This window comes from Cupriavidus sp. FW305-27, assembly GCF_058787995.1.
Genome location: NZ_JBYTAG010000073.1, coordinates 23,341 through 34,723, shown reverse-complemented (window position 1 = coordinate 34,723; position 11,383 = coordinate 23,341). Strand labels below are relative to the sequence as shown.

Genomic DNA, 11,383 nt, shown 5'->3' with positions numbered 1-11,383 from the left:
AGGTCCGTGAAACAGCTCCGCGCCGATGATAGTGCGGATTCCCGTGTGAAAGTAGGTCATCGCCAGGCTCTTATTCCCAAAACCCCTCGACAGCGTGTGCTGCGAGGGGTTTTGTCTTTTCCGGCTCGGAATCTTGCGGGCTCAGTAGTCCGCCAGCTTCTCGCCGTCGACTTCCAGGAGCTGGTCCAGGCGCAGGGTCTCGCCAGTCTTGAGCGTCAGATATTCGGCGCCGCCCAGGCTGTACACGTCGGTAATGGTCTCGGTGCGCTGCTGGAGCAAGCCATCGGCGTCGCGGTAGTGGATCTGCGTGGGCCTGCGCACGGTGGCGAGGTCTTCCAGGCGGTCGTGGAACTCGCAGCTGATCGGGCTGTACTGGGCGGCTGTGCTGGTCATGGCTATGGATCCTGTGTGCTGGTTCATTCGCTGTCTTTCACCGACTGGATCAGGTTGTTGCGCAGCGACGCAACTGCCTTCTGGATCCGGGCGAATTCGTCCGGGGCCAGGCCGGTCGCTCCGGCGAGGCTGGATTCCAGGCGCCGCTCGCGCAGCTTGCGGCCGGCCTTGGTCAGGCGCACACGTACCTGGCGCTCGTCTTCGGGGTCGCGCTGCCGCTCCACATAGCCCATCGCCTCCAGCTTCTTCAGGATCGGCGTCAGGGTGTTCGATTCGAGAAACAGCTTCTCTCCCAGGCTGCCGACGGTCTGGTCGTCCTGCTCCCATAGCGCAACGATGGTGATGTATTGCGTATAGGTCAGCCCCAGTTGCTCAAGGACCGGTTTGTAGGCCTTGCCGAAGGCAAGGTTCGCGGAATAGACCGCGAAGCACAGGAAGTCCGAGAGCATCGGGGTTGCGGCGGGCTTGTCGGTGGGTTTCATTTGCTGCCTCGTTGGCCAAAGACGGATGGATCGCAAGCGTCGATTATAGATCGTATGCGATTTTATCGCAGGTGCGATAACTTTCCGCGGCGGTTCCTGGAGCCCGAGGGAAGGGCGCCCGGAACCGGCAGAGAATCGTGCGCACAATCTGGCCTCCGCGGCGCTACGCGGTCTCAGGCGCGTGCGCCGTCGAGGTAAGGGTCGACCTTGCCGCGGGCGCCGTCGTAGTACGGGCTGCGCGTGCCGTGTACCGAGCGTGCGCCGTCGGTGTACGGATCGGCTGCGCTGGTGACCGAGCGAGCGCCCTCGGTGAAAGGGTCGCGCGCCGAACCGGCGGCTTGCGCGGCGGCGGCGGTCAACAGAGCGGCGGCGACAACGGTGTAGCGGGCGATGGAGATGAGCGTGGTCATGGTATGCATCCTTGTATCAGGTGATGTTTAGTCGTATCCGATTACATCGCATACGACTAATGGGAAATAACGAAAAGGTCAGGGAGTTACGACGTAAACACGTTCAGCGCCACCTCGATATTGCCGCGGGTTGCCTTCGAGTAGGGGCAGATCGCATCGGCGGCGTGAGCGAGTTGCGTAGCGACATCCTGCGGCAGGCCCGGCGCGCGCAGATTCAGGCGTGCCTGCAGGAAGTAATCCGCGCCGGTCTGGCCCAGGTCGACTTCGATGTCCACGGCCAGGTCGGACGGCAGTTCCAGCTTCATCTCCTTGGCCACGAGGCCGACCGCGGCGATGTAGCACGCCGACCAGGCACCCGCGAACAATTGTTCCGCGGTCGGGTGGGGCTGGACGGTCGTGAACACGTGCGCCGGGGTGGTGCTGTTGCCGGGCGACAGCGCGATGTCCAGCGTGCCGTTGTGGCCGCGTGAGGTAACGCCGGCGCTGCTGTGCATGGTGTGGGTCTTGCCGGTGGCGAGGACTTTTTCGATCTTGCTCATGGAATGGATCTCTGGTGGTTGTCAGTTGTATTTGAATCGCATCCGCTTAGATCGCATGCGATGGAATGCATAGTGGAACATGGGGCTTCCCTTGTCAAGGAAAAATATCGTGTGCCCGGAAGAGGGCCGGAAATGCGTCCTTGCCTACGCTTGCGCAGTGCTGTTTGACATCTTAAGACGACTGGTCATATTATTCCGCCATGGCACGCACTGCAGACAAGACCGACATCCCCAACCGTTTGACGAAGGCGGGGCGCGAACTGTTTACGCGCCACGGCTACAACGCCACCGGCATCCAGCAGATCACCGACCACGCCGGCGTGCCGAAGGGGTCGTTCTACAACCATTTCGAGAGCAAGGAAGCGTTCGCGGCGGTCATCGTCGCGCAATACGCGGGTTTCCTGCAGCGGTCGTGGGAGGCGATGATCGATGAGGCGCCGTCTGCGCCAATGGCAGCGATCCGCTATGTCTTTGCCCGGATGATTGCGTACCACGAATCGAGGAAGCTGCAGGCTGGGTGTCTGATAGGTAACTTCGCGGCGGAGATTGCCTTGTCGAGCGAAGTCTGCCGGGCCGCCCTGCAATCCGCGCAACTGGCGTGGCGCGAACGCCTCGCCAGCATGATCTGCGAGGCCCAGGCGCACGGCGATATCCGTGCCGACATAGCGGCTGCCGAGCTATCCGGGCTGGCGTGGGATGCCTGGGAGGGCGCCTTGCTGCGCATGAAGCTCGAATGCTCTGTCGAGCCGCTGCGCCGCAGCGTCGACCTGATGTTTGACCACCTGTTCCAGCCGGCCGCTAACGGCGGTTCTCGCCGCAACAAGCCATAGACCAACTACGGAGTAAGTGATTCATGGGTGTACAGAACGAAGCCTTCCTCGCCGACGCGCTGTTCCAGCCAATCAAGCTGGGCAAGCTCGAACTGGCCAACCGCATGGCCATGGCGCCGCTCACGCGCAGCCGGGCCGACGACAACCTGGTGCCGACCGACATGGTGGTCGAGTACTACAGCCAGCGCGCCAGCGTAGGCCTGATCATCGCTGAAGCCACCCAGGTCTCGACCACTGCCCAGGGCTACACCAATACGCCGGGCGTCTACACCCCCGAGCAGATTGCTGCCTGGAAGAAGGTGACCGATGCGGTCCACGCTAAGGGCGGCAGGATCTTCCTGCAGATCTGGCACACCGGCCGCATGTCGCACACGCACTTCCAGCCGGACAACCAGGCCCCGGTCGCACCGTCGGCCATCGCTGCCAATGCCAAGACCTATATCAATGGCAAAGGCTACGTCGAATGCTCGGTCCCGCGCGCGCTCGAGACGGCCGAGATCGCTGGTATTGTCGACGACTTCCGCACCGCTGCAGCCAATGCCGTCCAGGCCGGCTTCGACGGTGTCGAAGTCCATGGCGCGCACGGCTACCTGCTTGACGCCTTCCTGCGCGATGGCACGAACAATCGCACCGACGCGTATGGCGGCAGCATCGAAAACCGCGCGCGCTTCCTGCTCGAAGTCATGGCTGCCGTGGTTAAGGAGATTGGTGCCGACCGGGTCGGCGTTCGCCTGGCGCCGGTCTCGCCCGTCAACGACGCGCTGGAGAGCAACCCACAGCCACTGTTCGAATATGTCGTGCGTGAACTGGAGAAGCTGCATCCGGTGTATATCCATGTCGTGGAAGGCCACACCGGCGGCCCGCGCGACAACGCCCCGTTCGACTATGAAGCGCTGCACCGCCTGTACACCGGCGTATGGATGGTCAACAACGGCTACTCCAAGGAGATGGCCGAAGAGGCGATTCGCCGTGGCAGTGCCGACATGGTCTCGTTCGGCCGCAAGATGATCACCAACCCCGACCTGCCGCGCCGCTTCCGCGAAAACAAGCCGCTGAACCGTCCGTTTGAAGACGCGTCGCTGTACGGCGGCAACGGTGCGCACGGCTACGTCGACTACCCCGAGCTGGGCTGACGCGGGCTCCGGCCAGAAAAAAAGCGCCCTTCGGAGCCGGGAGAAATACGTTCCAAAGGGCGCGTAAGCGCGTTTGACGATGGCTGCCTGCCTGAGGCAGGCTTGCTATGCACGGGCTTATGCCAAGGCGCCATCGGTATAGACGTCGAACTTGCGCGCGGGATCTGCCGATACCCCGCTGCGGTCCATGCCGGCCAGCGCGCCGTCGGTGTAGATGTCGAATTTGCGGGCAGGGTCGGCCGACACGCCACTGCGGTCGAGGCCGGAAACGGACTGCTCGTTGACGGGTGAAGCCTCAACGCGAGTACCGTCGATGAAGACGTCGAAGCGGCCGGCCCGCGCAGCTTCGCTATAGACGTCGCGCATGTCGATGCGGAAGGTGTAGCCGGACTTGTCGCCGGCAGGAGCGCTGTCGCGGGCGGCGGCATGGGCAATGCCGGCAGTGCAGGCGACTGCAATCGCGGCGGTGGCGAAGATCGTGTTGGCGAGCTGGCGGATCATGGCGGTACTCCGATTTGCGGTAAGGAGGGCAGAACGCGGCGGGCGTCCTCTCGCTTATACGCAGAAGCTGTGCCACCGGATGCGGACCGACAAAAATGGAGTCGCAGCCCCGTCATCAGCGAATTCCGCCCGGCTGGCGGAGTAAATGTTGGGCAGAAACAAACTTGCGGCGTATCAGCCGCCCACCCAAACCAACAGCTTCAGCCATCAGCCGCTTCTCGCGCCGGCATCCCCGCCTCCAACTGCTCCCGACAACGTCATGCTCGCCAGGCCAGTGCGGGCATTGCCCGCGCTGATGGACGGCGCCAACGCCATGCTCCCCCTGTAGAATCGGCTTCCACGCAACCCTGGAACGTCCCGCATGGACTCTCACGCCCCGGATCGCGGCGCGCTGGTGCCGCTTGCCTATCACGCAACGGTGGTCGACTACCTGCGCCGCCATGAGCCCGAGGTCTGGCGCTGGGCCGGCGCCCGCGCGACCGGCGCCGATCACCGCGAGGCACTGCGCTCGATGCTGCTGCGCGACACCTACCGCCTCGAGGCGGACGCACATGCCGACGTGCACGCGGCGCTGGCCGAGGCGATGGCGCGCCTCGGCATCGACGCCCCCGCGACGCTTTACCAGTCGCCGGGCCATGACATGAACGCGTCGCTGGTCTACGTGCCGGGCGAGGTCCACATCATCCTGCAGGGGCCGCTGCTGGATCGGCTGTCGCCGCCGGAGCTGCTGGCGGTGTTCGGCCACGAACTGGCCCACTACCTGCTGTGGTCGCGCGACGACGGCCAGTTCCTGGTGGCCGACCGCATCCTGAACGACGCGCTGGCCGCGCCCGGCGCCAGCGCCAGCCATCGCGAGACCTGGCGCCGCTACGCGCTGCACACCGAGCTGTTCGCCGACCGCGGCGGCGCCGTGGCCGCCCGTGCGGTGGCGCCGGCCGTGTCGACGCTGGTCAAGGTGCAGACCGGCATCGGCAGCGTGGACGCGGCCGCCTACCTGCGCCAGGCGGCCGAGATCGAGGCCCACGAAGCGGGCGCGAGCGCCGCCCACAGCCATCCCGAGACCTTTATCCGGGCGCGCGCACTGGCGCTGTGGTGGGAGGGCGCGGCCGATCTCGATCCATGGATCGAAACCCGGCTGCACGGCCCGCTGGCGCTGGAGAAGCTGGACCTGCCGGGACAGATCCGCCTGCAGGCGCTGACGCGCGGCTTCCTGGCCCACTTCCTCGCCGGCACGCCGCTGGCGAGCGAGGCAGTACTCGCGCAAGTGCGCATGATGTTCCCCGACTGGCGCGACGACGAACCAGCGATCGGCCCCGAGGGGTTGGGGCCGGACGTGGCCGACGACAGCGTGCGCGGCTACCTCAACGCGCTGATGATGGACCTGGCGCTCGCCGACCCCGACCAGCAGGACGCGGCGCTGCTGCGCGCCGGCCAGGTGGCGCAGGCGCTCGGCAGCCTGGAAGCGCTGCATGGCAACCTGCGCCGCGACGCCGGCTTCGGCAAGCGCGAGCTGGACCGCTACCAGCGCCAACTCCACCGCGAACTGGCCAGGGAGGGCCGGGCATGACTGACAGCACGACCCACGGCACCAATACCATTCCGGATATGACCGGCAGCGGGGAGCCGCGCATGCTGCGCGCCCTGATCGAGGCGCAGGCGGGCGCGGCGCTGCCCACCGACGACGTCCTGGTGCTGGTGCTGCCGCTGTTCGCGCAGGTTGCCACGCTGCACGCGCAGGGCAGGGTGGCCGCGCTCGATCGCGACAGCATCCTGGTGGACGAGGATGGGGCGCTGCGCCTGCGCCGGCCCGATGGCGAGGCGCCCGTCATGGACATCGGCGCGGTGCATCGCGTGCAGCCGCATCCGGCCTCGGGCCTGAACATCGTCGGCGCGCTGCAGCTCGGCCATGCCGACGACGGACAGCGCGACCAGGCCGACCTGGCGCTGCAGCTTGACGCTACGGCGCCCGTCGCGCGCCCGGTCTACCTGCCCGGCCCGGCCAGCTGGGAACGGCTCGTCGGCCACCACGACGAAATCGGCGACATCTTCCTGCTCGGCATGGTGCTGGCGAGCCTGGCCTGCGGCCTGGACTTCGCCGACGAGGACGACCTGCGCAGTTTCGTGGCGCATCGCCGCAACCTGTTCCTGCTGCATGAGCGCTTGCATCCGATCGTCGCCGCGGTGATCGTCGAGATGACCGAGATCAACCGCCACGACCGCGCCACCGATGTCGCCGCGCTGGCGACCCGGCTGCGCACGTGGCGCGACCAGCCACTCGGCCTGGACGTCGAGCGTGCGCTGGCCGGCACGACCGGTGCCACGCCGCGCCGCGCCGCCGTGCTCACGCACCTGCGCGACCGCCTGTTCGATCTGTCGCGGCGCAACCGCCTGCTGCATTTCCGTCCGACCGCGGTCAGCGTCAACGTCACCGTGGCCAGCGTGCCGCTGATGCTGCAGATCGAAAGCGTGCGGCCCGAGCATATCTGCACCTGGGGCGGACCGTTCGCAGCCGACCTGGTGGCGGGCAAGCCGGTGTCGCTGCAGCGCTGGCTGCGCTTCGACGACCAGCCCTACCTGCCGGCGTCGCTGGACCGCCTGATCGCCGAGACCCGCCGCGACCGCGCCGAGTATGGCTTCAGCAACCTGCGCCTGGTGGTGGCGTTCCTGCGCTGGCACAACCTGAAGGAGGCGCCGGACGAGCGCATCGTGACGCCGCTGCTGTGGCTGCCGGTGGAGCTGGTCAAACGCAAGGGCGTGCGCGACCAGTACGTGATCCAGTGCGCGGGCGGCGAGGCCGAGTTCAACCCGGTGCTGCGCCACTACCTGAGCCAGCTGTACGACATCCGGCTGGACGAGACGGTGGATCTCGGCAAGATCTCGCTCGAGGAGATCCATGCCGGCATCCTCGCGCAGATCCGCCGCTCGGAACCGTCAGTGGAGCTGCGCCTGGTCGACAAGGCCGCGGTGCGGCTGGTGCGGCAGAAGGCGCTGCAGCGGATGCAGCAGTTCCAGCGCCGCAAGCCGGGCCCGGCCGCCGCGCGCACCGGTGGCTGGCTGCCGCCGTACAGCTATGCGCAGGACGACTACCGGCCGCTGGGACGCGCGCTGTTCGAGCACTGGGTGCGGCCGAGCGAGCTGCCGCAGCGCTTCGAGGCGGGCGCCGCACCGGGCGCCGGTCCGCGCCAGCCACACATGAGCGGCCCCGCCGCCGCGGAAAGCGACGAGCGCCAGGGCTACGTGCTCGAGGAGTCCGAAGGCCACCGTTATGCCTGGGACCTGGACCTGACGCAGGTGACGCTCGCCAACTTCAACTACCGCAAGATGTCGCTGGTGCGCGACTACGCGCAGTTGCTGGACGAGCCCGGCGCCAATCCGGCATTCGACCGCGTGTTCTCGATCGATCCGCGCGACGTGGAGACGCAAGTGCCCGCGCCGCTCGCACCGGCCGAGCAGTGGAACGTGGTGGGGGCCGATGCGACGCAGAACGCCGCGGTCGGCCTCGCGCGCAGCCAGCGCAGCTTCATCATCCAGGGCCCGCCGGGCACTGGCAAGTCGCAGACCATCACCAACCTGATCGCCGACTACGCGGGCCGCGGCAAACGCGTGCTGTTCGTCTGCGAGAAGCGCGCCGCGCTCGACGTGGTGTTCCACCGGCTCAAGCAAAGCGGGCTGGACTCGCTGTGCTCCCTGATCCACGACTCGCAGACCGACAAGAAGGCCTTTATTGCCGACCTGCGTGCCTGCTACGAGCAGTGGATCGCGCAGCCGCACGATGGCGACGCGCTGGCTGCGCGCCGCACGCAGGTCGTCGAGGCGCTGGCCGCATACCAGCAGCGCATCGACGCATTCGAGTCGGCGATGGCCAGCGCGCCCGAGGCACTCGGCGACAGCGTGCGTGCGTTGCTGCGCCGCGTGGCCGCGTTGCCCGCTGTGCCCGAGGCAGGGCCTGCGCTGCGCGAGCGCCTGCCGGCGCTGGCCGCCTGGGACCGTCAGCGCGATCTCGCGCACCGCGTGCACCGCGCGATGCGCGAGCGCTTCGGTGTCGACAGCCTGGCCGCGCACCCGTTCGCGCGCCTGTCGCCGCAACTGCTGGCCGACGAGCGCGCCTATGGCCGCGCCGAGCAGCTGTGCCGTGACGCCGAGGCGCTGTTCGATGCGCTCGACCCGCTGCTCGACAGTACCGCCAGCCTGACCGGCCAGGACACCGCGCTGGAGCAGGCACGCGCAATCGCCGCCGACAGCCAGTGGCTGCTCGACACGGGCCTGGCCGCGCATCTGGACCTGCTCGACGCGGCCTCGCCGGCGCAAGCCGCGCTGCGCGAGATCCGCGCGGAGCTGGAGTCGCGCACACAGGCACTCGCCGACGCGCAAGCCGCAACGTCTAACTGGCAGGACAAGCTGAGCCCCGGCGATACCGAATCGGCGCTGGCGCTCGCGCGGCGGCTGGAGCCGTCGTTCGCGCGCTGGCTGCAGCCCGCATGGTGGCGGCTGCGCGGCGAACTGAAGCGCCGCTATGACTTCGGCAAGCACGCCGTCCATCCGGGCTACGGCAAGGTGCTGGAAGCGCTGGCCGCTGAGCACGCCGCGAGCGCCGCGCTGGCGGCGGCCGATGCCGACAGCCGCCGCCGCTACGGGGTCGGCGAGATGCGGGCTTTCCTGCGCGCGCTCGGCGAACTCGAGCGGCGCCTGCAGTCGGGCGCAGGCCCGCGCGAACTGGTCGCGCACTTGCGCCAGGCTGTCGACCCGGTCGCGGCGGCGCGCGCCGAGGCCGGTGCGCGCGAGTCGCTGGAGAAGCTCGCGCAGCGTGTACGCGACGGGCTGGCGCTGGCCGCCGATGCGCGCCTCGGCGACATCGCCGAACTGCTGCGCGACCTGCGCGAGGCGCTGGACGACCTGCCAGACCTGTTGCCGCTGTTGCGCGCGGTGCATGCGGGCGACCCCGCCTGTGCCGCCACGCTGCAGTGGCTCGATCACGCACCGGTGCAGCTCGAGGCGCTGGTCGCCGATGAGGCACTGCGCCGTCTCACGCGCGAGAACCCGGTGCTGGCGCGCTTTGGCGGCGCGGCGCTGGCGCAGGCTGCGCGCGCCGTGGCGCAAGGGCAGCGTGAACTGCTCGCGCTGAACGCGCAAGTGGTTCGCGCCACGCGGCACCGGCAGTTTGCCGAGCACGTGCGCGTGTCCTCGCTGTCGGCCACGATGCTGGACGCCGACGGCAAGGCGTTCAAGAAACAATACGCCACGGGTCGCCGCGAACTGGAGCACGAGTTCGGCAAGAGCATGCGCCACCGCTCGATCCGCGATCTCTGCGACGACGAGACCGGCCTCGTCATCAACGACCTGAAGCCGATCTGGCTGATGAGTCCATTGTCGGTGTCCGACACGCTGCCGCTGTCGCCTGATCTGTTCGACGTGGTGATCTTCGACGAGGCCAGCCAGATTCCGACCGAGGAGGCCGTGCCGGCGCTGAGCCGCGCGCGCCAGGTGGTGGTGGTCGGCGACGAGATGCAGCTGCCGCCGACAAGTTTCTTCACGGCCGGCGGTGCCGAGGGCGACGACGAGATCGTCGTGGAAGAGGAGGGCGAGCGCATCGCGATCAATCTCGATTCGGACAGCCTGCTGAACCAGGCCGCGCGCAACCTGCCCGCCACGCTGCTGGCGTGGCACTACCGCAGCCGTCACGAGTCGCTGATCAGCTTTTCCAACGCGGCGTTCTACGACGGACGCCTGGTCACCATTCCCGACCGTTTGCTGGAGCAGGCCGAGGACGAGGCGCCTGCGCTGCGTTCGGACCAGGAAGATGCCGGCATCGCGGGCGCCGACGCGCTGCTGGCGCGGCCGGTCAGCTTCCACCGGCTGGCCGACGGCGTCTACGCGGAGCGCCGCAATGCGCAGGAGGCGAACTACATCGCCCGGACCGTGCGCGAGCTGCTGCGGCGCGAGACCGGGCTGAGCCTGGGCATCGTGGCGTTTTCAGAGGCGCAGCAGGGCGCCATCGAGTCCGCGCTCGAGGCGCTGGCCGCCGAGGACGCGGACTTCGCGATGCGCCTCGAGCGCGAGTACGTGCGCGAGGACGACGACCAGTTCAACGGACTGTTCGTCAAGAACCTGGAGAACGTGCAAGGCGACGAGCGCGACGTGATCATCCTGAGCATCTGCTACGCGCCGGGGCCGGACGGCAAGATGCTGATGAACTTCGGCCCGATCAACCAGCGCGGCGGCGAGAAGCGGCTGAACGTGATCTTCAGCCGCGCGCGCCATCGGATGGCGGTGGTGTCGACGATCCAGGCCGAGGCGATCACCAACGTGCACAACGATGGCGCGGCCGCGCTGCGTGCGTTCCTGCAGTTCGCGCAGGCCAGCGCGCGCGGGCAGTTCGAACGCGCCCAGTCGGTGCTCGGCGCGCTGAACCCCGGCGCGCGCGACGCCTTCACGCGCGAGGCCACGCCGGACAGCGTCCGCGACGCACTGGCCGAGGCGCTGCGTGCGCGCGGCCACCAGGTGCACGCCAACGTCGGCCGCTCGCAGTTCCGCTGCGACCTGGCCATCGCCGATCCGTCGGGACAAGGCTACGCGCTGGCGATCCTGCTCGATGCGCCGTCCGAGCCGGTGACGGACACCGCCGAGCGCTATGTGTTCCGCCCCGGCGTCCTGCGCGGCTTCGGCTGGCTGGTGCTGGACATCCCCGGCAAGGACTGGCTCGACGATCGGGACGCGGTGCTGGCCCGCATCGAGGCCATGCTGGCCGATGGCGAGGATCGCGCGCTGGACGTGGAGGTCGAGATGCCGGTGCCGTTGGCGAAGCCGGCCGCGGCGCAGGATCCGGCGTCAACGGGCGAGGCCCGGACGGACGCGGCGACGGCATCGGCTGCGCAAGCGGAACTGGTTCGGAGCCTGCGCTTCGAACAGGGCACATCGCGCAAGTTCTGGCGTGCCAGCGTACGCGGGGCGGAGCTCTCCGTCACCTACGGCCGCATCGGCAGCACAGGGCAGACCAGCGTGAAGACCTTCGACAGCGCCGAGCGGGCACGGCGCGAGGCGGACAAGCTGGTGGCGGAGAAACTGCGCAAGGGCTACATAGAGGCGTAGCGCCTGGAC

At 68.1% G+C, this 11,383-nt stretch carries 9 protein-coding genes; 4 read left to right on the top strand and 5 right to left on the bottom strand.

Annotated features, from left to right (window positions below; genetic code table 11):
- Positions 1 to 141 precede the first annotated feature (141 nt).
- The 4 genes from AC3WRI_RS27700 to AC3WRI_RS27685 form a co-directional block, all read right to left on the bottom strand.
- A complete protein-coding gene (locus tag AC3WRI_RS27700; RefSeq protein ID WP_010811758.1) occupies positions 142 to 393 on the bottom strand; it encodes a hypothetical protein in 252 nt (83 codons plus the stop codon).
- A gap of 23 nt (positions 394 to 416) precedes the next feature.
- Positions 417 to 875 carry a MarR family winged helix-turn-helix transcriptional regulator gene (locus tag AC3WRI_RS27695; protein WP_010811759.1) on the bottom strand — a complete coding sequence of 153 codons (459 nt, stop codon included), beginning with the start codon at positions 873 to 875 and terminating at the stop codon, positions 417 to 419.
- 173 nt (positions 876 to 1,048) lie between these two features.
- The gene (locus AC3WRI_RS27690) at positions 1,049 to 1,285 is read right to left on the bottom strand and encodes a hypothetical protein (protein ID WP_011615217.1); all 237 of its coding nucleotides are present in this window, start codon (positions 1,283 to 1,285) and stop codon (positions 1,049 to 1,051) included.
- An 86-nt stretch (positions 1,286 to 1,371) separates the two neighbouring features.
- The gene (locus AC3WRI_RS27685) at positions 1,372 to 1,824 is read right to left on the bottom strand and encodes an Ohr family peroxiredoxin (protein ID WP_010811761.1); all 453 of its coding nucleotides are present in this window, start codon (positions 1,822 to 1,824) and stop codon (positions 1,372 to 1,374) included.
- A 200-nt stretch (positions 1,825 to 2,024) separates the two neighbouring features.
- On the opposite strand from AC3WRI_RS27685, the gene AC3WRI_RS27680 reads away from it, so the two are divergent.
- Positions 2,025 to 2,654, top strand: a complete 630-nt coding sequence (locus AC3WRI_RS27680) for a TetR/AcrR family transcriptional regulator (protein WP_010811762.1) — start codon at positions 2,025 to 2,027, stop codon at positions 2,652 to 2,654.
- A gap of 23 nt (positions 2,655 to 2,677) precedes the next feature.
- Positions 2,678 to 3,787 (top strand): alkene reductase, encoded by a 1,110-nt coding sequence (locus AC3WRI_RS27675; RefSeq protein ID WP_011615218.1) that lies wholly within the window; start codon positions 2,678 to 2,680, stop codon positions 3,785 to 3,787.
- 117 nt (positions 3,788 to 3,904) lie between these two features.
- Here AC3WRI_RS27675 and AC3WRI_RS27670 read toward each other — a convergent pair whose 3' ends face one another.
- On the bottom strand, positions 3,905 to 4,288 hold the full coding sequence (locus AC3WRI_RS27670; protein ID WP_011615219.1) for a hypothetical protein: 384 nt from the start codon (positions 4,286 to 4,288) through the stop codon (positions 3,905 to 3,907).
- Between the two features lie 361 nt (positions 4,289 to 4,649).
- Here AC3WRI_RS27670 and AC3WRI_RS27665 point away from each other — a divergent pair, with 361 nt between their 5' ends.
- Positions 4,650 to 5,855, top strand: coding sequence for a M48 family metalloprotease (locus tag AC3WRI_RS27665; RefSeq protein WP_011615220.1), 1,206 nt, complete (start codon positions 4,650 to 4,652; stop codon positions 5,853 to 5,855).
- Positions 5,852 to 11,374, top strand: a complete 5,523-nt coding sequence (locus tag AC3WRI_RS27660) for an AAA domain-containing protein (RefSeq protein ID WP_492294487.1) — start codon at positions 5,852 to 5,854, stop codon at positions 11,372 to 11,374. Before AC3WRI_RS27665 ends, AC3WRI_RS27660 begins: the two co-directional genes overlap by 4 nt.
- Positions 11,375 to 11,383: the final 9 nt, after the last annotated feature.

What these genes read in the sequence shown, in the direction of transcription:
- AC3WRI_RS27700 (WP_010811758.1), bottom strand. Translation starts at nt 393, where the DNA reads ATGACCAGCACAGCCGCCCAGTACAGCCCGATCAGCTGCGAGTTCCAC.
- AC3WRI_RS27695 (WP_010811759.1), bottom strand. Translation starts at nt 875, where the DNA reads ATGAAACCCACCGACAAGCCCGCCGCAACCCCGATGCTCTCGGACTTC.
- AC3WRI_RS27690 (WP_011615217.1), bottom strand. Translation starts at nt 1,285, where the DNA reads ATGACCACGCTCATCTCCATCGCCCGCTACACCGTTGTCGCCGCCGCT.
- AC3WRI_RS27685 (WP_010811761.1), bottom strand. Translation starts at nt 1,824, where the DNA reads ATGAGCAAGATCGAAAAAGTCCTCGCCACCGGCAAGACCCACACCATG.
- AC3WRI_RS27680 (WP_010811762.1), top strand. Translation starts at nt 2,025, where the DNA reads ATGGCACGCACTGCAGACAAGACCGACATCCCCAACCGTTTGACGAAG.
- AC3WRI_RS27675 (WP_011615218.1), top strand. Translation starts at nt 2,678, where the DNA reads ATGGGTGTACAGAACGAAGCCTTCCTCGCCGACGCGCTGTTCCAGCCA.
- AC3WRI_RS27670 (WP_011615219.1), bottom strand. Translation starts at nt 4,288, where the DNA reads ATGATCCGCCAGCTCGCCAACACGATCTTCGCCACCGCCGCGATTGCA.
- AC3WRI_RS27665 (WP_011615220.1), top strand. Translation starts at nt 4,650, where the DNA reads ATGGACTCTCACGCCCCGGATCGCGGCGCGCTGGTGCCGCTTGCCTAT.
- AC3WRI_RS27660 (WP_492294487.1), top strand. Translation starts at nt 5,852, where the DNA reads ATGACTGACAGCACGACCCACGGCACCAATACCATTCCGGATATGACC.